Source organism: Aerosticca soli, assembly GCF_003967035.1.
Classification (GTDB): domain Bacteria; phylum Pseudomonadota; class Gammaproteobacteria; order Xanthomonadales; family Rhodanobacteraceae; genus Aerosticca; species Aerosticca soli.
This window is the reverse complement of record NZ_AP018560.1, coordinates 2,266,211-2,284,330: the sequence shown is the minus strand read 5'-3', so window position 1 is coordinate 2,284,330 and position 18,120 is coordinate 2,266,211. Positions and strand designations below refer to the sequence as shown.

Sequence of the window (18,120 nt, the reverse complement as noted above, 5' to 3'; positions counted from 1 at the left end):
CGGCCGTCGCGCCGGGCAATGCGCCGCTCAGCCCAGTCCGGCGGCGACCCGGAAGGCGCAGCCGGTCTTGGCGCGGATCTCCTCCACGCCGACGCCCGGGCTGAGCTCGATCAGGGTCAGGCCCTTGCCCTTGTCGACCTCGAACACGGCCAGGTCGGTGATGATGAGATCCACGCAGGCCTTGCCGGTGAGCGGCAGATCGCAGTGTTCCTTGATCTTGGGCGAGCCGTCCTTGGCGGTGTGTTCCATCAGCACCACCACGCGCTTGACGCCGCTGACCAGGTCCATGGCGCCGCCCGGGCCCTTGACCATCTTGCCCGGCACCATCCAGTTGGCCAGGTCGCCGGCGCAGGAAACCTCGAGCCCGCCCAGGATGGAAAGGTCGATATGCCCGCCGCGGATCATCGCGAAGGATTCGGCGCTGGAGAAGAAACTCGCGCCCGGCAGCGCGGTGATGGTCTGCTTGCCGGCGTTGATGAGGTCCGGGTCGACCTGGTCCTCGGTCGGGAACGGGCCGATGCCGAGCAGGCCGTTCTCCGACTGCAGGGTCACGTTCATGCCCGCGGGGATGAAGTTGGCGACCAGGGTCGGAATGCCGATGCCGAGATTGACGTAGTAGCCGTCGCGGAGTTCCTTGGCGGCGCGCTTGGCCATGGCGATGCGGGCCGGGCTCTCCTTGCCGCTGTTGGCGCCGGCCACGGTGCGGAACTCGATGCGTTTTTCGTATTTCTCGCCCTGGATGATGCGGTCGACGTAGATGCCGGGCACGTGGATCTGGTCCGGATCCAGCGCGCCCACCGGCACCAGTTCCTCGACCTCGGCCACGCACACCTTGCCGCAGGTGGCGATCATCGGGTTGAAGTTGCGCGCGGTCTTGCGGAACACCAGGTTGCCGAGCGCGTCGCCCTTCCATGCCTTGACCAGCGAGAGATCGCTGTGGATGGCTTCCTCGAGCACGTATTCCTTGCCGTCGAAGACGTGGATCTCCTTGCCCTCGGTGAGCAGCGTGCCGTAGCCGGTGCGGGTGTAGAAACCGGGAATGCCGGCGCCGCCGGCGCGCAGCTTCTCGGCCAGCGTGCCCTGCGGCACCAGGTGCAGCTCGAGTTCGCCGGCCAGCACCTGGCGCTCGAACTCCTTGTTCTCGCCCACGTAGGAGGCGTACACGCGGCGGACCTGGCGGGTCTTGAGCAGGAGACCCATGCCGAAATCATCCACGCCGGCGTTGTTGCCGACGATGGTGAGCTCGCGGGTGCCGGCCTTGAGCAGGCCGTCGATCAGGTTTTCGGGGATGCCGCACAGGCCAAAGCCCCCGGCGGCGATGGTCATGCCGTCGAACAGCAGCCCTTCGAGCGCCGCGGCCGCATTCGGATAAACCTTGTCCATGGGGTGGAACCTTTGCCGGAAAGATCATCGCCAAGGATACGACGGGAAGCGCCCGCCGCCATGTCGTACCAAAGGGCGATAGGTCCGCGGCGGCGGGCGCGCAGGCGCCGCCCATTCGGCGCCGGATCGCGGTGCCGGTTTTTTCAGTCGCCGCCCGGTCGCTCGCGCACCGGATGCTTGGCCAGCTTGCGCTGCAGCGTGCGCCGGTGCATGCCGAGCCGCCGCGCGGTCTCGGAGATGTTGCCGTCGCACTCGGTGAGCACGCGCTGGATGTGCTCCCATTCCAGCCGGCGCAGGGCGAGCGGGGCCTCCGGGGCTTCCGGCGGCTCCTCGTCCGGCGCGCCCGGGCCGTCGTCGTCCAGCAGCACGCGCACCACGGCGTCGGCATCCACCGGCTTGGCGAGGTAGTCGTGCGCGCCACGCTTGATCGCCTCCACCGCGGTGGCGATCGAGGCATAGCCGGTCAGCAGCAGGATGCGCATCTGCGGCACCAGCATATGCAGCTCGGGGATCAGCTTGAGCCCGTTCTCGTCGCCCAGTTTCAGGTCCAGCACGCAATAGCGCGGCTGGTGGCGCCTTGCCAGTTCGCGCGCGTCCGCGGCGTTGTCCGCGCCGATCACCTCGAAACCGCGCGAACCGAGCGCGCGCGCCAGCACACGGGCGAAAGTGGCATCGTCGTCGACGAGGAGCAGGGTGCGCGAGGCGGGCGAAGGGTCGGTCATCGGCTGAATGGTCCTCGAAGGGGCAGCAGGCATTCTGCCGCAGGCGCGGCGCGGATGCGCGCCTTCAGCGCACTTCGATGGCGGCGAGCGGCAGACGCAGGCAGACCTCGGCGCCGTCGGCATGGTTGCCGGTCACCAGCTCGCCCTGCAGCCGCTCGGCGGTGGCCTCGGCCAGGGCCAGCCCGAGGCCCAGGCCGGTCTGCTTGCCGCTGGCGCCCAGGCTCGGCGACTGGCCGGCGGCGAAACCCGGCCCGTGATCGCGCACGCAGAAGGCCAGCCACGCGTCCTCGCGGCGGATCTGCAGGGCGACCGCGTGCGAGCCGCGCTGGGCGGAGGCCTCGGCGGCGTTGTTGAGCAGATTGATGAGCGCGTGGCGCAGGCCGGCGGGCACGTCGAGTGTGAGGCCGGCGAGGTCCGCATCGAGTGCGATCGTAAGCTCGGCCTCCGGGCGCAGCAGCTGGAAACGCTCCCGGCAGCCGTGTACCAGCCGTTCCAGCGTCATGCGCTCGGGCGTGCGGGCGAGCTGCGCCTTGCCGAAGGCGACCATCTCGCGCAGGATGCCGCGGCAGCGTTCCACCTGCGTCTCCAGCAGTTGGAGATCGGCGACCAGCGTGGCGTCGCCGGCGTGTTCGCGGCGCAGTTCCGGCAGCAGCGTGCACATGGTGCCGAGCGGAGTGTTGAGCTCGTGCGCCGCGCCCGCCGCCTGGGTGGCGATGGCCAGGATGCCGGCATCGCGCAGGGCCCGTTCGCGGGCGCGCTGCACCTGCAACTGCTCGGTGCGCAGTGCATGCGCCAGGCGATGGATGAAGAAACCGAGCAGCAGCGCGGTGATGACGAAGTCCACGCCCATGCCGATCACGTGCAGCGCGAAACCCTGGTGCGGTGGCAGCGGCAGCGGCACGTAGTGCCAGAGCAGGATCAGATAGGCCAGCCCGGCAAGCAGCGCCACCGCCAGCACGCCGATGCCCGACAGCGCTGCCGCCGACAGCGCGATCGGCACCAGCAGCAGGTTGATGAACGGGTTGGTCGCGCCGCCGGTGAAATACAGCAGGTAGCCCAGCACCAGCGTGTCCACCGCGACGTAGCCCAAGGTCTCCCATTCGCGCACCGGCCAGGGTTGGCCGAGCCGCCAGGCGGCGAACACCGCAAACACCGCCAGCGTGCCGATGCCGACCATGAGCGGCAGCAGCGGGATGGCCAGCTTCATCCAGAACGCGCAGACCAGCACCGCCACGCATTGGCCGGCCACCGCGCACAGCCGCAGCCAGGCCAGCGTGCGCGCGAAGGCGGCGGGACCGAGACGGCTGGGAGTGTTGGGCGTCATGGGCGTGGCCGGTTATCGGGTGGGAAGGCGCCGTGGCTTGCCGGGCCGCTTTCGGCAGGCGGCGTGGCAAGTCTCAAGTCTTATGGGGCGGCCCTTTACGGTGCACATGCGGCGTTCGGAGGGGACTGGAAGCGCCGATGGGGTCGGCGCTTCCAGGTCCGGCCAGGTGAGGCCACAGCGGGGCGGCAAGCCCCTGGGGTTCATGGAGCGCGGCGCGTGTCGCGCCGCGGGCGTGTCGCCTTGAAAGAACCGCTCAGGACTGGGGCAACTCCTCGCTGCGCACCGGCGGCAGCGGATCGGCCGCCGCGGCGTGCTCGGCGTGGCGGTTGGAGAGCCGCTTCATCAGCGGCAGCACGGCGATGGCGATGATCGTGCAGAGCAGGCCGACGAAGCCCAGCTTGTTGAACAGGCTGGTGTAGATGGCCAGCGACTGCACCGGGTCGGTGAGCCCCGCGGGAATGTGCGCGATGTTGGCCACCACGCTGCCCAGATACTGCGAGATGCCGACCGCCACGTAGTAGGCGCCCATCATGAAGCCGCCCATGCGCGCGGGCACGTAGCGGGCGATCATCGCCAGGCCCAGGCCACTGACCAGCAGCTCGCCCAGCGAATACAGCCCATAGCCCCAGACCATGATCCAGGAGGACACCTTGCCGTCCACCGCGCCGCGCGCGCCGAGGCCGTAGATGAAGAAGCCCGCGGCCACCGCGACGAAGCCCCAGGCGAATTTCGCGGCGACGGAAAGATCGCGCCCGCGCCGGCCGAGCGCGTTGTAGATCATCACCAGGATCGGGCTCAGGATCACGATCCAGATCGCGTTCAGCGACTGGAACTGCTCGGGAATCCAGCGGAACAGGTGCACGCCGAACAGGCTGAAATCGAGGTCCACGTTGCGCTGTGCAAACAGGTTCAGCGAGGTGGACATCTGCTGGTAGAAGATGAAGAAGAAGATGGTCTGGATGGTGAGCACCAGCGCCGCGATCAGGCCGGCGCGCTCGTCGGGGTGGCTGCTGCGGATGAGGTGCACGAAGATACCCAGGATCACCACGCCGGCCGCGTACACGCAGATCCGCGCCACGATGAGGCTCTGCAGGATCAGTGCCGAGACCAGCACCATCGCCGCGCCGGCCAGCAGCACCAGCGCCAGGCGCCGCAGGTCGACCGGCTTGTCGTCGGCCGGCGAGCCGACATGCTTCAAGGTGTGGCTCATCAGCGCGTAGTTGCCAAGGCCCAGTAGCAGCCCGACCGCGCAGGCGCCGAAGGCGGTGTGCCAGCCCCAGTCCTCGCCGTAGCGCGCGCCGACGTAGTCGCGGATCCAGGGCGTCAGCAGCATCGACACCGTCGAGCCGATGTTCACCGCCATGTAGTAGATGGTGAAGGCGCTGTCGATCTTGCTTTCGTCGCCCTCGTAGATCTTGCGCACCAGGTTGCCGGCATTGGGCTTGAAGAAGCCATTGCCGACCACGATCACGCCCAGCGCCACGTACAGCAGCGTCGCGTTGTCGGACGGGATCCACAGCAGCACGTAGCCCAGCATCAGGATCAGCGCACCCATGCGCATCACGCGGCGGGTGCCGAGCAGCTTGTCGCCCACCCAGCCGCCGATCGCCGGGGTCACGTAGATCAGCGCGGCGGCGGCGCCCCACACCAGGTTGGCCTTGACGTCGACGAAGCCGAGCTTCTTGACCATGTAGGTGACCATCAGCACCTGCATGCCGTAGAAGCCGAAGCGCTCCCACATCTCGATCAGGAACACGGTGCTGAAGGCGCGGGTCTGCGATACGGGAGAAGTGGATGGGGCCATGGAGTTGTTCCGCTGCTTGCCGATGCGAAGGCCGGCACGCGACGGCTCGCGTGCGCTTGAAGGGCCGATAAACGGCGCAGGGTAACCGATCCTTTCCGCCGGCGGCAGCGTTGCACCGCGCAAGGGTCGGCGCCGTCGCGTCGGCCATGGCATCATCATGCTCTTTCGGGCAATGCCAGGCATGACCTTGCTTCCAGCCGTTTCCAACCGTGTCGCCGGGCGTCGTTGAGCCATGGCGGCGGAAGGTTTTCGCGGACCGCGTCAGCTCTTGGGCGCCCTTACCTGGTCGATCAAGGGCTTGCGCGCGGCCTGGCGGCACGAGGCCTCGTTCCGGCTCGAGGTCGGTCTGTCCGTGCTGGTGATTCCGCTCGGCTTGTGGCTCGGCCATGGCGCGCTCGAGAAGATCGCACTGGTGGCGCCGGCACTCCTGCTGCTGGCGACCGAGCTGGTCAATTCGGCGATCGAGGCGGTGGTCGACCTGGTGAGCCCCGAGTTCCACGAGCTGGCCGGCCGCGCCAAGGACTTGGGCTCGGCGGCGGTGCTGCTGGTGATCGTCCTGCTGGTATTGAGCTGGGCGCTGGTGCTGGCGCCGCGCTGGCTCTGAGCCGGTTTGCGCGCCGGGCGCCGGCGATGGTGCAATGGTCGCCTCATTCCTTTGCGGAGTCGTTTCCCATGCGCATGCTTCGAGGCCTCGCCGTGCTGATGCTGGTCGGACTCCTGTCCGGCTGCGGCTACAACGCCATCCAGCGCCAGGACGAGGCGGTCAAGGCGGCCTGGTCCGAGGTGCTGAACCAGTACCAGCGCCGCGCCGATCTGGTGCCCAACCTGGTCAACACGGTCAAGGGCTATGCCCAGCACGAGGAGCGCGTACTGACCGAAGTCACCAACGCACGGGCCAAGGTGGGCTCGGTGCAGATCACCCCCGACATGATCGACGACCCGCAGAAGCTCGCCCAGTTCGAGCAGGCCCAGGGTGAGCTCTCCAGTGCGCTCGCCAGGCTGATGGCGGTCAGCGAGAACTACCCGAACCTCAAGGCCGACGCCCTGTTCCAGAACCTGCAGGCGCAGCTGGAGGGCACCGAGAACCGCATCGCCGTGGCCCGCAACCGCTACGTCAAGGCGGTGCAGGACTACAACACGCTGATCCGCAGCTTCCCGACCAACCTGACCGCCAAGCTGTTCGGCTACAAGGTCAAGCCGAACTTCGGCGTGGCCGACGAAAAGGCCATCTCGACCGCGCCGAAGGTGGATTTCGGCGCCCCGGCGCCGGCCGCCACGGCGCATTGAGATGGGTCTTTCGCGGGCGGCGTGTCTGTTCGCGCTGGTATGGCTGGCGATGTGGCTGCCGGCCTTGTCCAGTCATGCCGCCGAGGTGCCCAAGCTCACCCGGCACGTCACCGATCTCACCGGCACGCTGACCCGCGAACAAATCGACCGGCTCGACGCCAGGCTGGTCGATCTGGAGCGGCGCAAGGGCGCGCAGGTGGTGGTGCTGATGGTCGACAGTACCGCGCCGCAGGACATCGAGAGCTATGCGCTGGCGGTGGCCGAGGCCAACCGGATCGGCCGCAAGGGCGTGGACGATGGCATCCTGGTCCTGGTCGCCAAGGATGACCGGCGCGACCGCATCGAGGTGGGTTACGGTCTGGAAGGCGCGGTACCGGACGCCGCCACCGCGATGATCCGGCGCACCTACATGGAGCCGCGTTTCCGCGCGGGCGACTATTACGGCGGCCTGGAAGCGGGCATCGATGCGTTGATCAAACTGATCGACGGCGAGGCCCTGCCGCCGCCGGCCGCCGCGCCGACGCCGCAGCATGGCCTGGGCTACGGCGATGCGCTGTTCATCGGCCTCATCGTCGCCTTCTTCCTGCGCAGCCTGCTCGGTGGTGTGCCGGTGCTGCTGCGCACGCCGCTCGGCGCCTTCCTGACCGGCGCCCTGGTCTGGCTGCTGGCCGCCTCGCTGGGGGCAGCCGCGCTTGCCGCCATCGTCGGTGGCCTGCTGATGCTGTTGCCGGGTGGTGGCGGCGGCTTCATCGGCGGCGGCGGCTGGGGTGGCTTCGGCGGTTTCGGTGGCTTCGGCGGCGGTGGTGGTTTCGGCGGTTCGGGTGGGGGCTTCCGTGGCGGCGGCGGCAGTTTCGGCGGCGGCGGTTCCTCGGGGAGCTGGTGACATGCGCCGCCTGCACCGATGGCTCGCCAACCTGCTGGGCAGTCCGTTCGCACTGCGGTGCCGGTTCCCGCGCGCCGTGCTCGAGGAACTCACCGCGGCGATCGCCGCCGGCGAGCGCGACCACCTGGGCGAAGTGCGCCTGGTGCTGGAACCGCGCCTGCCGCCTTTCGCCGTGCTGACCGGGCTCGATGCCCGCACCCGCGCACAAGCACTCTTCGCCCGGCTGGGCGTGTGGGATACCGAGCACAACACCGGCGTGCTGATCTACGTGCTGCTCGCCGAGCGACGCATCGAGATCGTCGCCGACCGCGCCATCGCGCGCGCCGTCGCGCAGCAGGCGTGGGACGCCATCGCCGCGCGCATGGGCGAGGCCTTCGCCGCGCATCGCTGGCGCGAGGGCTGCCTGGACGGCATCGCCGCCGTGCATGCGCTGCTCGCCCGGCACTTCCCTGCCGCCGGCCACGACAACCCCGACGAGCTGCCGGATCGCCCCGTGCTCTTGTGAGCGCGGCCGCAGGTCCGTCGCGTCCCGGGTTTACACTGGCGTTTTTTTCCGGCGCGGCTTGCCATGACGCAACCCTTCATCGTCGCCATCGATCCGGTCGCCTTCCATCTGGGCCCGGTGCAGGTGCACTGGTATGGGCTCATGTACCTGTTCGGCTTTCTGGGCGGCTGGCTGCTCGCCGAGCATCGGCGCCGGCAGGGCCGGCTGCCGGTGAGCCGCGAGGCGCTGGGTGATCTGGCCTTCTACGTGATGATGGGCGTGATCGTCGGCGGCCGGCTGGGCTACATGCTGTTCTACACCGACCTGCACTGGGTGCTGCACGATCCGCTGGCGCTGCTGCGGGTGTGGGACGGCGGCATGAGTTTCCACGGCGGCATGCTCGGCGTGCTGGTCGCCGGCGCGTGGTGGTCGCGCCGCCAGCGCGTGCATTTTTTCGACACCGTGGATTTCGTCGCCCCGCTGGTGCCGATCGGGCTCGCGCTCGGGCGGCTCGGCAATTTCATCAACGGCGAGCTGTGGGGCAAGCCCAGTCACCTGCCGTGGGCGATGATCTTTCCCAACGCGCACGCCGACGACCTTGCCTGGGCCGCGCGCCATCCCGAGTGGCAGGCCGCGCTGGCCGAGTACGGCGGGTTGCCGCGGCATCCCTCGCAGCTCTACGAGATGCTGCTCGAAGGCGTGGTGATGTTCACCGTGCTGTGGTGCGTGTCGCTCAAGCCGCGTCCGCGCTATCGGGTCTCGGGCCTCTTCGCGCTGCTCTACGGCGTGTTCCGTTTCGCGGTGGAGTTCGTGCGCCTGCCGGACCCGCAGCTGGGTTATCTCGCCTTCGGCTGGCTGACCATGGGCCAGGTGCTGTCGCTGCCGATGATCCTGGTCGGCCTGGTGCTGCTGGCGCTGTCGCGGCGCGCGCCGGTGTTGCCGTCGACGCCCGCCGCGTCGCGCGGCTAGAAGTCGCGGTCGCCGCCGATCAGGTCGCCGAGGCCGCCGAGGATCGACCCCTCGCCGCGCCGCTGGCCGCCGCCCTGCGGCGCCGCCGCCAGCATGCGTCCGGCCAGGCGCGAGAACGGCAGCGATTGCAGCCATACCGTGCCCGGCCCGGTCAGCGTGGCGAGGAACACGCCCTCGCCGCCGAACAGCATGCTCTTGATGCCGCCGACCGCGCGCACGTCCATGTCCACGCCGTCGTGGAAGGCGACCACGCAGCCGGTGTCCACGTCGATCCGTTCGCCCGCGGCCAGCTCGCGCTGCACCACGGTGCCGCCGGCATGCACGAACACCCAGCCGTCGCCCTCGAGTTTCTGCATGACGAAGCCCTCGCCGCCGAACAGGCCGGTGAGGATCTTGCGCTGGAAGAACAGCCCCAGGCGCACGCCGCGCGCGCCGGCGAGGAAGGAATCCTTCTGGCAGATCAGCCGCCCGCCGTGCTCGGAAAGCTTCATCGCCATCACCGTGCCGGGATAGGGCGCGGCGAAGGCGACGCGGGCCTTGCCGCTGCCGGTGTGGGTGAACACGGTGGTGAACAGGGTCTCGCCGGTGATCACGCGCTTGCCGGCCGAGAGCAGCTTGTCCATCAGGCCGCCGCCCTGGCTCGCCGCCGAGCCGTCGCCGAACAGCGTGTCCATGCGCACCGCGGCGTCCTTGTACATCAGCGCGCCGGCCTCGGCGATCGCGCTTTCGCCGGGGTCGAGCTCGATCTCGACGAACTGCATCTCGTGGCCGACGATGCGGTAGTCGATCGCGTCGGCGCCGCTGCCCGCAGTCGGTGCCGGCGGCGGTGGCGGCGGCAGTGGCGGCGTGGCACCCGTGCCAGTGGCCGCCGCGTCGGCGAGCTCGGCGACGGCGCGGATCGGCTGCCACGCGGCGAAACCTTCCCGCCAACAATAGCCGTCCGGGCGATTGCGCGCCTGCGCGCGGGCCGCCGCGTCGTCCAGCGGGCCGATGCGCTCGCCGTTGCCGCCGTAACTGAAATACCACTGCGCCATGTCGTTTCGCTCCGTCGTCGGAAGGGGCGAGTCTAGGCCCCGCCGGCGCCGCGCGGAAATGGCCGCATCCCGGGGAAGATCCGAACGGCGGTATTCTTTACCGATGCGCGCCTATCTCGACCTGCTCCGCCACGTGCTCGACCACGGCACCGTCAAGGCCGACCGCACCGGCACCGGCACGCGCAGCGTGTTCGGCTGGCAGCTGCGCATGGACCTCAACCAGGGCTTTCCGCTGCTCACCACCAAGAAGCTGCACGTCAAGTCGATCGTGCACGAGCTGCTCTGGTTCCTGCGGGGCGACACCAACATCGCCTATCTCCAGCAACACGGCGTGCACATCTGGGACGAATGGGCCGATGCGCACGGCGAACTGGGGCCGGTGTACGGCCGGCAGTGGCGCGCCTGGCCGACCGCCGACGGCCGCGTGGTGGACCAGATCCGCTGGGTGGTGGAGGAGATCCGCCGCAACCCCGATTCGCGCCGCCTGGTGGTCAGCGCCTGGAACGTGGGCGAGCTGCCGAAGATGGCGCTGATGCCCTGCCACGTGCTGTTCCAGTTCTACGTCGCCGACGGCAAGCTGTCCTGCCAGCTCTACCAGCGCTCGGGCGACATCTTCCTCGGCGTGCCGTTCAACATCGCCAGCTATGCGCTGCTCACCCACATGGTGGCGCAGGTGACGGGCCTGGGCGTGGGCGATTTCGTGCACACGCTGGGCGATGCGCACCTCTACAGCAATCATCTCGAACAGGCGCGCCTGCAGCTGGCCCGCGAGCCGCGGCCGCTGCCCAGGCTGGTGCTGAATCCCGACGTGCGCGCGCTCGAGGATTTCCGCTACGAGGACATCGCCTTCGAGGGCTACCATCCGCATCCGTCGATCAAGGCCGCGGTCGCGGTCTAGCGCCTCGTGTTCGGCCCTCGATGGCCGCTGACTTTCCAAGGAGTGCCCCATGTCGCTTTCGCTGGTCGCCGCGCTGGATGAGAACTTCGGCATCGGCCGCGCGGGCCAGATGCCCTGGCACCTGCCCGACGATCTGCGCTGGTTCAAGGAAATCACCCTCGGCAAGCCGGTGCTGATGGGCTACCGCACCGCGCTGGCGATCGGCCGTCCGCTGCCCGGGCGGACCAACCTGGTGCTCTCGCGCCGGCACCAGGCGCCGTTCCCCGGACAGCACACCGTGCGCTCGCTGGCCGAGGCGCAGGCCCGCGTGCCCGACAGCGAGCTGATGGTGATCGGCGGCGGCGAGGTCTTTCACCAGGCGCTGCCCGAAGCCCAGCGCCTGTACCTGACCTGGGTCGCCGCCGCGGTGGAGGGCGTGGACACCTTCTTCCCGGGGCTGCACTTCGATCAGTGGACCGAGGTCGAGCGCCGGCATCATCCGGCCGACGCCGAACACCCCTACGCGTTCGACATCGTCCAGTACCTGCGCCATTTCTAGTCGCGGCGGCCGGGCGATGTTGCAGGTCGTGGCCGCCGCGCTGCTCGATGCCGACGGTCGCGTGCTGCTCGCGCAGCGCCCGCCCGGCAAGGCGCTCGCCGGCGCCTGGGAGTTCCCCGGCGGCAAGCTCGAACCCGGCGAGACACCGCTCGCCGCACTCGCGCGCGAGCTCGACGAGGAACTCGGCATCGTTCCGCTCGATGCCGAGCCGTTGATCCGCGTGCCCTGGCTGGCCGGCCGCCGGCCGCTGCGGCTGGACGCCTGGCAAGTGCGCCGCTGGCGCGGCGAGCCGGTCGCCCGCGAGGGCCAGGCCCTGCGCTGGCAGCCGCCGGCCGCGGTCGATCCCGCCGAACTCGCCCCCGCCGACCGGCCATTGCTGCATGCCTTGCGTCTGCCGGCGCATTACGCGATCACGCCGCCGGATGTGCCGCTCGACCAGGCCGAGCGCCTGGCCGCGCGCATCCTCGCCGTTCTCGATGCCGGCTCGCTGGTCCTGCTGCGCCTGCCGCGCTGGCCCACGGCCGCCGTCCGCGCGCTCGCCGCGCGCGTGCGCTGCACGCGACCCCAAGCCGCGTTGCTGCTGCACAGCGACCTCGAAGGCGCCCGCGACCTCGGTCTTGGCGTGCACCTCACCGCCGCGCAGTTGCGCAGTCTCGACAGCCGGCCCTTGCCCTGGCAGCGGCTGGTCGGTGCCAGCTGCCACGACGCGCACGAACTGGCCCGCGCCGCCGCGATCGCCGATTTCGCCACCCTCTCGCCCGTGGCGCCCACCGCCAGCCATCCCGGCCAGCGCCCACTCGGCTGGCAGCGCTTTGCCGCCGCCGCCGAAGCCGCCGCCCTGCCGGTCTACGCCCTGGGCGGCCTGCAACCCACCGACACCCACCTCGCCCGCCGCCACGGCGCCCAGGGCGTCGCCGGCATCCGCGCCTTCTGGCCCGACGCCTGAACGGTCACCGCAAGGAGCCGGCCCGGCGATACCTTGCCGTCATGGCGCCTCAAACGCCCCACGACGGCGAAGGATGGATACGAGCCCGGCCGCGGACCGTCCTGACGCACGAAGCCGGCCGTCTCGTAGAGGCGCAGCGCCGTCGTGAGGCGGCTGTTCGATTCCAGGAACAGTTCGCAGGCCGCGAGTCTGGCGTCGGTGCCGGCTCTTGCGGGCGCCGATGAAGGGCCATGGGGATCAGGCGGTCCAGCCCCATCGCGGCGTGATCTCCCAGGCGTCATCGCCACAAGGGCAGCCGGCCAAACCCCTTGCCTTGCATGCGCCGCCATTTGGCGTAGTCTTCCGTTCAAATGGAGGGTTGCATGAACGCCGTACGCCAGCCACAGGAAAACCGACCGAGCATCTATGCGCGCATGGGGCAACTGCTTGGCACGCCCATCGGTTCGGAGGCCGACCTTCTGCGGTTGACCAAGGCCGGCATTCCCGCCCGCCGATATCTGCTGCTGGCCGAACGTCTGCGCCTGGCCCCGGGCGCCATCGGTGCCGAAAGCACCTTGCGGCGCCGGGTCAGGACCCTGCATTCCGCCGCGGTCCAGCGGCGCGGCCGTGGCAAGTCCGAAGCCGAGCCACGCCTGACGCCGGCGGAATCCGAACGTCTGCTGCGGCTGACCCGGGTGGTGTCCGAAGCCAGCGAGCTGTTCGGCGACGAGGCCGCGGCGCTGGACTGGCTCAATACCCCGGGCGACTTTCTGCATGACGGCAGCCAGGTCACCCCGATGAGACTCGCCGAGACCGACGCCGGCGCCCGCCTGGTGGAAGCGCTGATCCAACGTACTGCACACGGCTTGTTCTGATGCGCCTGTGGCGCATCTCCGCCTGGCCCGGGCTCACTGGTGAAGGTGGCCTGCAGGTCGATGGCCGCTGGCACACCCGCGGGCGTCGTGTGATCTACGCTGCCGAACACCCTGCGTTGGCGATGGTGGAGATCATGGCGCACATGCGCCTGGGCCTGGCCAACATCCCCATGATACTGCGCCTGATCGCCATCGACGTACACGCCGACGCCACGATCTCGTCCACCCCGCCATTGCCCGAGGGTTGGCAAGCCAACGAGCTCACCAGTCAGGCGATGGGCAACGATTGGCTCGACCACTGCGACGCCCTGCTCATGCCGGTGCCTTCGGCCCTCATCGCGCATGCCACCAATTACCTGATCAATCCAGCCCACGACCAGGCCGCCTCGCACTTACGCGAAACCCTGATCGAACCCTTCTGGTTCGACCCGCGCTTCCTACGCTGACATCGCCCCGCGAGCACCGAAAGACACGGCCACCCAGCAAAACGTGGGATCGCCATGGCCGACTCACCATTGTGCGGACCCGCCTCGCTTGCCATACGACCGCCAGCGCCCGCCAGCACTGCTATGGCGACAAACGCTGCCTTGGCCTGTGCTTTTGGCTCTGGCTTCCAGGCCCCCTATGAGGCGGCGATCGCCGGCCAGCCAAAGCCCGCCAGGGTGGCCGGCAGGAAGCCGGCCATTTTTCGTCGGGGCAGGAAGCCCCGTCGAAAAACGCTGACCGGCGAACGCGCACCTTGCCGGGCCATCAGGCACGGCAAGGCGCCTCATCGGGGTGCCGTTCTCTTTGGCTACTTTCTCTTCTGGCAAGCAAGAGAAAGTAGCCCGGCCGCCGGCAGGCGGACGGAACCCAACACCCAGCCGCCGAAAAACCCAACCCTGCGGCCATCCCATCACCAAAACGCCACACACCCGCGATGGCGCCCACACGCGAACCCGCCCGCCTTGCTTTCGCTTTGGCTCTGGCTTCCGGGTCCCCTATGAGGCGGCGATCGCCGGCCAGCCAAAGCCCGCAGGGTGGCCGGCAGGAAGCCGGCCATTTTTCGTCGGGGCAGGAAGCCCCGTCGAAAAACGCTGACCGGCGAACGCGTACCTTGCCGGTCCGTCAGGCCCGGCAAGGCGCCTCATCGGGGTGCCGTTCTCTTTGGCTACTTTCTCTTCGGGCAAGCAAGAGAAAGTAGCCCGGCCGCCGGCAGGCGGACGGAACGAACCAGCACGAACCAGCATCACGTGGGCTGATAGTCGAGCCCGGCCGCCGGCAGGCGGACGGAACCCAAAACCCAACCGCCGAAAAACACAACCCGGCGACACCCGTCACCAAACTGCACCACGCCCCCGCGATGGCGACCCACACGCGAACCCGTCCGCCTTGCCATGACAATCGCCACGGCCGCATCCACCATGACGACAACGGTGCTTTGGCTTTGGCTGGAGCTTTGGCTTTTCGGGTGGCCTCTCTTTTGAGTCCTTTTCTCTGGCCACGCAGAGAAAAGGGCCCACTCCGCCGGCCGGCGTCGAGACGTAAGCGCCGGCTTAATCCTTGGTCACGCGGTCGATCTCGGCCAGGCTGGTCACGCCCTGCTTGACCTTGAGCAGCGCCGAGGCGCGCAGGTCGTTGACGCCGGCCTTGCGTGCCACCTCGGCGATCTGCAGCGCGTTGCCGCCCTGCAGCACGATCTGCTGGATCTCCTCCAGCATCGGCATCACCTGATAGATGCCCACGCGGCCCTTGTAGCCGTCGTTGCAGCGATCGCAGCCGACCGCCTCGTACACGGTCAGGCCCGCGGCGATTTCCTCTCGGGTGAAGCCGGCGGCGAGCAGGGCGTGCTCGGGCAGTTCGATCTCGCGCTTGCAGTGCGTGCACAGCCGCCGCGCCAGGCGCTGGGCGATCACCAGCGTCACCGAACTGGTGATGTTGTACGGGGCGATGCCCATGTTCATCAGGCGGGCGATGGTCTGCGGCGCGTCGTTGGTGTGCAGCGTGGACAGCACCATGTGGCCAGTCTGCGCGGCCTTGATGGCGATCTCGGCGGTTTCCAGGTCGCGGATCTCGCCGACCATGATCACGTCCGGGTCCTGGCGCAGGAACGAGCGCAGCGCGGCGGCGAAGGTCATGCCGCGCTTGGTGTTCTGCTGCACCTGGTTGATGCCTTCCACGCGGATCTCGACCGGGTCCTCCACCGTGGAGATGTTGCGCTCCGGGGTGTTCAGGATGTTGAGCGCCGTATACAGCGACACCGTCTTGCCCGAGCCGGTGGGGCCGGTGACCAGCACCATGCCGTAGGGCTTGTGGATGGCCTCGAGATACAACTGCTTCTGGTCGTCCTCGTAGCCCAGCGCGTCGATGCCGAGTCTGGCCGTGGAGCCGTCCAGAATGCGCAGCACGATCTTCTCGCCGAACAGCGTGGGCAGCGTGCTGACGCGAAAGTCCACCGCGCGGCTCTTGGACAGGTTGAGCTTGATGCGGCCGTCCTGCGGCACGCGCCGCTCGGCGATGTCCAGGCCGCTCATCACCTTCAGGCGCGAGGCGATGCGGTTGGCCAGTTTCATCGGCGGGCTGGCCACCGGGCGCAGGATGCCGTCCAGGCGCAGCCGCACGCGGTATTGCGTCTCGAACGGTTCGAAATGGATGTCCGAGGCGCCGCGCTTGATCGCATCGACCAGGATCTTGTTGACGAACTTCACCACCGGCGCGTCGTCGTTGGCGGTGGCGTCGATGCCGGTGGGTTCGGCCTCCTCGTCGCCGGCCTCGAGCGCCAGTTCGTTGAGCGCGTCGCTGCCCATGTCCGGCACCGCGGCGTGCAGGTTGGCCAGCGCGTTGTCGATCGCGCGCAGCAATGCCGCGCGCTCGACCAGCACCGGTTCCACCAGGCAGTTGGCGTGGAACTTGATCTCGTCCAGCGCCTGCGACTGCATCGGGTCGGCGATGGCCACGTACAGCCGCTTGCCGCGGCGGTAGAGCGGCAACACCTGATGTCGGGCGATCAGCTCCTCGCTGATCGCATCGAGCGGCATGGACGCCGGCGAGAGCGTACCGATGTCCAGCATGGGGATGCCAAACTCCAGCGCGGCGACCTGCAGCAACCGCAGGTTGTCCGTCAGGCGCTGGTCGAACAGCCAGCCCAGCAGCGAAGTCTTCTGCTGCGCCGATTCGGCCACCGCCCGGCGCACGTCCGGTTCGGGCAGCACGCCCTCGGCCACCAGCCGGCGTGCCATGCCGGAAAGCCCGGCAAGGGAGGAAAGCGGTTGCGACGACATGGGTTTCTCGCCCCGAGAAAAGCCTTGCCTTCGAATCTACTCCAGGCCCGCGGCGCTTGCATGGAACGGCTCGGCAGTCCGCCGCGGCGCTAGCATGCGCGCTGACCTTCGCCCTTCGACAGCGCACGCATGAACGCATCCGATCCGCCTTTTCTCGTCTTCGGCGCGCCGGCCATCGGCGAGGAGGAGATCGCCGAAGTCGAAGCCTGCCTGCGTTCCGGCTGGCTCGGCACCGGCCCGCGGGTGGCGCGATTCGAGCGCGACTTCGCCGCCTGGCGCGGCGTCGATCCGGCACGCGTGGCCGCGGTCAATTCCTGCACCGCCGCCTTGCACGTCAGCATGATCGCCGCCGAGCTCGAACCGGGCAGCGAGGTCATCACCACGCCGCTGACCTTCTGCGCCACCGTCAACGCCATCGTCCATGCGGGGCTGACGCCGGTGCTGGCGGACGTCGATCCGGTGACGCAGAACATCGACCCGGCCGCCATCGAGGCGGCGATCACGCCGCGCACGCGGGCGATCCTGCCGGTGCACTTCGCCGGCCGGCCCTGCGCGATGGACCGCATCATGGCGATCGCCCAGCGGCACGGCCTGGTGGTGATCGAGGACTGCGCGCACGCGGTGGAAACCGAGTTCCGCGGTCGCCCGGTCGGCACCTTCGGCGACTTCGGCTGCTACAGCTTCTACGTCACCAAGAACGTGACCACCGGCGAGGGCGGCATGGTGCTCGGCCGCGACGAGGAGCGCATCGCGCGCGTGCGCATGCTCGCCCTGCATGGCCTGAGCCGCGACGCCTGGCACCGTTTCGGCGATGCGGGCTACAAGCACTACCAGGTCGTGGAATGCGGCTTCAAATACAACATGATGGACCTGCAGGCGGCGATCGGCCTGCAACAGCTCGCCCGCGTGGAGGCGCACTGGCAGCGCCGGCGCGCGCTGTGGCAGCGCTACAACGAAGCCTTCGCCGACCTGCCGTTGACATTGCCTGCGCCGCCGGAAGCGGACACCCGCCACGGCCATCACCTCTACACGGTGCGCATCGACGCCGCGCGCTGCGGTCTGGACCGCGACGCCTTCCTCGACCGCATGAACGCCGCGCGCATCGGCACCGGCGTGCATTACCTCTCGATTCCCGAGCACGCCTATTACCGCGAGCGCTTCGGCTGGCGGCCGGAGGCGTGGCCGCAAGCGATGCGGATCGGGCGGCAGACGGCGAGCCTGCCGCTGTCGCCGGTGCTCTCCGATGCCGATGCCGGGCGGGTGATCGCGGCGGTGCGGGCAATCGTCGGGGGGTAGGTTTTGGGTTTGGGTTTGGGTTTGGGTTTGGGTTCCGTCCGCCTGCTGGCCGGGCTCGACTATCAGCCCCACGTCATATTGGTTCGTTTTTGGTTCGTTCCGTCCGCCTGCCGGCGGCCGTGGTCCTTTTCTCTGTGTGGCCAGAGAAAAGGACCCAAAAGAGAGGCCACCCCGATGAGTCGCCTTGCCGGGCCTGATTGGCCCGGCAAGGTGCGCGTTCGCCGGTCAGCGTTTTTCGACGGGGCTTCCTGCCCCGACGAAAAATGGCCGGCTTCCTGCCGGCCACCCTGGCGGGCTTTGGCTGGCCGGCGATCGCCGCCTCATAGGGGCCCCGAAAAGCCAGAGCCAAAAGCACAGGCCAAGGCCAAGGCAGCGTTTGCCGTCATGGTGGGTGTGGCCGTGGCGATTGTTATGGCAAGGCGCCATCGCGGGTGCGTG

At 69.0% G+C, this 18,120-nt stretch carries 17 protein-coding genes; 11 read left to right on the top strand and 6 right to left on the bottom strand.

All coding sequences use genetic code 11. The features are described 5' to 3' along the window. Nucleotides 1-27 precede the first annotated feature (27 nt). From ALSL_RS13865 to ALSL_RS10730, 4 genes are all read right to left on the bottom strand, one after another. Nucleotides 28-1,383 carry a 3-oxoacid CoA-transferase subunit B gene (locus tag ALSL_RS13865; RefSeq protein WP_126539040.1) on the bottom strand — a complete coding sequence of 452 codons (1,356 nt, stop codon included), beginning with the start codon at nucleotides 1,381-1,383 and terminating at the stop codon, nucleotides 28-30. Nucleotides 1,384-1,526: 143 nt separating this feature from the next. Next, nucleotides 1,527-2,105, bottom strand: a complete 579-nt coding sequence (locus tag ALSL_RS10740) for a response regulator transcription factor (RefSeq protein WP_126539038.1) — start codon at nucleotides 2,103-2,105, stop codon at nucleotides 1,527-1,529. A gap of 64 nt (nucleotides 2,106-2,169) precedes the next feature. Further along, on the bottom strand, nucleotides 2,170-3,429 hold the full coding sequence (locus ALSL_RS10735; protein WP_126539036.1) for an ATP-binding protein: 1,260 nt from the start codon (nucleotides 3,427-3,429) through the stop codon (nucleotides 2,170-2,172). Between the two features lie 253 nt (nucleotides 3,430-3,682). Further along, complete coding sequence (locus ALSL_RS10730; RefSeq protein WP_126539034.1) at nucleotides 3,683-5,233, bottom strand: peptide MFS transporter; 1,551 nt, start codon at nucleotides 5,231-5,233, stop codon at nucleotides 3,683-3,685. A gap of 232 nt (nucleotides 5,234-5,465) precedes the next feature. Here ALSL_RS10730 and ALSL_RS10725 point away from each other — a divergent pair, with 232 nt between their 5' ends. The 5 genes from ALSL_RS10725 to lgt all read left to right on the top strand — a co-directional run bounded on the left by ALSL_RS10725 (nucleotide 5,466) and on the right by lgt (nucleotide 8,856). Next, complete coding sequence (locus ALSL_RS10725; protein WP_126539032.1) at nucleotides 5,466-5,837, top strand: diacylglycerol kinase; 372 nt, start codon at nucleotides 5,466-5,468, stop codon at nucleotides 5,835-5,837. A 68-nt stretch (nucleotides 5,838-5,905) separates the two neighbouring features. Further along, nucleotides 5,906-6,520: a LemA family protein gene (locus ALSL_RS10720; RefSeq protein ID WP_126539030.1), complete on the top strand. Its 615-nt coding sequence runs from the start codon at nucleotides 5,906-5,908 to the stop codon at nucleotides 6,518-6,520. 1 nt (nucleotide 6,521) lies between these two features. Then, complete coding sequence (locus tag ALSL_RS10715; RefSeq protein WP_126539027.1) at nucleotides 6,522-7,403, top strand: TPM domain-containing protein; 882 nt, start codon at nucleotides 6,522-6,524, stop codon at nucleotides 7,401-7,403. Between the two features lies 1 nt (nucleotide 7,404). Next, nucleotides 7,405-7,908, top strand: coding sequence for a TPM domain-containing protein (locus ALSL_RS10710; RefSeq protein WP_126539025.1), 504 nt, complete (start codon nucleotides 7,405-7,407; stop codon nucleotides 7,906-7,908). Nucleotides 7,909-7,971: 63 nt separating this feature from the next. After that, the gene (gene lgt, locus ALSL_RS10705) at nucleotides 7,972-8,856 is read left to right on the top strand and encodes a prolipoprotein diacylglyceryl transferase (RefSeq protein ID WP_126539022.1); all 885 of its coding nucleotides are present in this window, start codon (nucleotides 7,972-7,974) and stop codon (nucleotides 8,854-8,856) included. Here the strand turns inward: lgt and ALSL_RS10700 are convergent. After that, complete coding sequence (locus tag ALSL_RS10700) at nucleotides 8,853-9,890, bottom strand: TIGR00266 family protein (protein WP_126539020.1); 1,038 nt, start codon at nucleotides 9,888-9,890, stop codon at nucleotides 8,853-8,855. The two genes, lgt and ALSL_RS10700, sit on opposite strands and share 4 nt — an antisense overlap. A gap of 103 nt (nucleotides 9,891-9,993) precedes the next feature. On the opposite strand from ALSL_RS10700, the gene ALSL_RS10695 reads away from it, so the two are divergent. From ALSL_RS10695 to ALSL_RS10670, 5 genes are all read left to right on the top strand, one after another. Continuing rightward, nucleotides 9,994-10,788, top strand: coding sequence for a thymidylate synthase (locus ALSL_RS10695; protein ID WP_126539018.1), 795 nt, complete (start codon nucleotides 9,994-9,996; stop codon nucleotides 10,786-10,788). Nucleotides 10,789-10,837: 49 nt separating this feature from the next. Then, a complete protein-coding gene (locus tag ALSL_RS10690; RefSeq protein ID WP_126539015.1) occupies nucleotides 10,838-11,326 on the top strand; it encodes a dihydrofolate reductase in 489 nt (162 codons plus the stop codon). Between the two features lie 16 nt (nucleotides 11,327-11,342). Beyond that, entirely contained in the window at nucleotides 11,343-12,272 is a 930-nt protein-coding gene (locus ALSL_RS10685) for a Nudix family hydrolase (RefSeq protein ID WP_170172047.1), read from the top strand. Between the two features lie 362 nt (nucleotides 12,273-12,634). Then, complete coding sequence (locus ALSL_RS10675) at nucleotides 12,635-13,126, top strand: antitoxin Xre/MbcA/ParS toxin-binding domain-containing protein (protein WP_161970950.1); 492 nt, start codon at nucleotides 12,635-12,637, stop codon at nucleotides 13,124-13,126. Further along, nucleotides 13,126-13,572, top strand: a complete 447-nt coding sequence (locus ALSL_RS10670) for an RES family NAD+ phosphorylase (protein ID WP_126539011.1) — start codon at nucleotides 13,126-13,128, stop codon at nucleotides 13,570-13,572. The genes ALSL_RS10675 and ALSL_RS10670 overlap by 1 nt, the downstream gene beginning before the upstream one ends. 1,089 nt (nucleotides 13,573-14,661) lie before the next feature. On the opposite strand, the gene pilB is transcribed toward ALSL_RS10670, so the two are convergent. Continuing rightward, the gene (pilB, locus tag ALSL_RS10665) at nucleotides 14,662-16,386 is read right to left on the bottom strand and encodes a type IV-A pilus assembly ATPase PilB (RefSeq protein WP_126539009.1); all 1,725 of its coding nucleotides are present in this window, start codon (nucleotides 16,384-16,386) and stop codon (nucleotides 14,662-14,664) included. Nucleotides 16,387-16,515: 129 nt separating this feature from the next. Here pilB and ALSL_RS10660 point away from each other — a divergent pair, with 129 nt between their 5' ends. Next, nucleotides 16,516-17,682 carry a DegT/DnrJ/EryC1/StrS family aminotransferase gene (locus tag ALSL_RS10660; protein WP_126539007.1) on the top strand — a complete coding sequence of 389 codons (1,167 nt, stop codon included), beginning with the start codon at nucleotides 16,516-16,518 and terminating at the stop codon, nucleotides 17,680-17,682. Nucleotides 17,683-18,120: the final 438 nt, after the last annotated feature.

Coding starts and splice junctions, on each gene's coding strand:
- ALSL_RS13865 (WP_126539040.1), bottom strand. CDS start 1,383: ATGGACAAGGTTTATCCGAATGCGGCCGCGGCGCTCGAAGGGCTGCTG.
- ALSL_RS10740 (WP_126539038.1), bottom strand. CDS start 2,105: ATGACCGACCCTTCGCCCGCCTCGCGCACCCTGCTCCTCGTCGACGAC.
- ALSL_RS10735 (WP_126539036.1), bottom strand. CDS start 3,429: ATGACGCCCAACACTCCCAGCCGTCTCGGTCCCGCCGCCTTCGCGCGC.
- ALSL_RS10730 (WP_126539034.1), bottom strand. CDS start 5,233: ATGGCCCCATCCACTTCTCCCGTATCGCAGACCCGCGCCTTCAGCACC.
- ALSL_RS10725 (WP_126539032.1), top strand. CDS start 5,466: ATGGCGGCGGAAGGTTTTCGCGGACCGCGTCAGCTCTTGGGCGCCCTT.
- ALSL_RS10720 (WP_126539030.1), top strand. CDS start 5,906: ATGCGCATGCTTCGAGGCCTCGCCGTGCTGATGCTGGTCGGACTCCTG.
- ALSL_RS10715 (WP_126539027.1), top strand. CDS start 6,522: ATGGGTCTTTCGCGGGCGGCGTGTCTGTTCGCGCTGGTATGGCTGGCG.
- ALSL_RS10710 (WP_126539025.1), top strand. CDS start 7,405: ATGCGCCGCCTGCACCGATGGCTCGCCAACCTGCTGGGCAGTCCGTTC.
- lgt (WP_126539022.1), top strand. CDS start 7,972: ATGACGCAACCCTTCATCGTCGCCATCGATCCGGTCGCCTTCCATCTG.
- ALSL_RS10700 (WP_126539020.1), bottom strand. CDS start 9,890: ATGGCGCAGTGGTATTTCAGTTACGGCGGCAACGGCGAGCGCATCGGC.
- ALSL_RS10695 (WP_126539018.1), top strand. CDS start 9,994: ATGCGCGCCTATCTCGACCTGCTCCGCCACGTGCTCGACCACGGCACC.
- ALSL_RS10690 (WP_126539015.1), top strand. CDS start 10,838: ATGTCGCTTTCGCTGGTCGCCGCGCTGGATGAGAACTTCGGCATCGGC.
- ALSL_RS10685 (WP_170172047.1), top strand. CDS start 11,343: ATGTTGCAGGTCGTGGCCGCCGCGCTGCTCGATGCCGACGGTCGCGTG.
- ALSL_RS10675 (WP_161970950.1), top strand. CDS start 12,635: ATGAACGCCGTACGCCAGCCACAGGAAAACCGACCGAGCATCTATGCG.
- ALSL_RS10670 (WP_126539011.1), top strand. CDS start 13,126: ATGCGCCTGTGGCGCATCTCCGCCTGGCCCGGGCTCACTGGTGAAGGT.
- pilB (WP_126539009.1), bottom strand. CDS start 16,386: ATGTCGTCGCAACCGCTTTCCTCCCTTGCCGGGCTTTCCGGCATGGCA.
- ALSL_RS10660 (WP_126539007.1), top strand. CDS start 16,516: ATGAACGCATCCGATCCGCCTTTTCTCGTCTTCGGCGCGCCGGCCATC.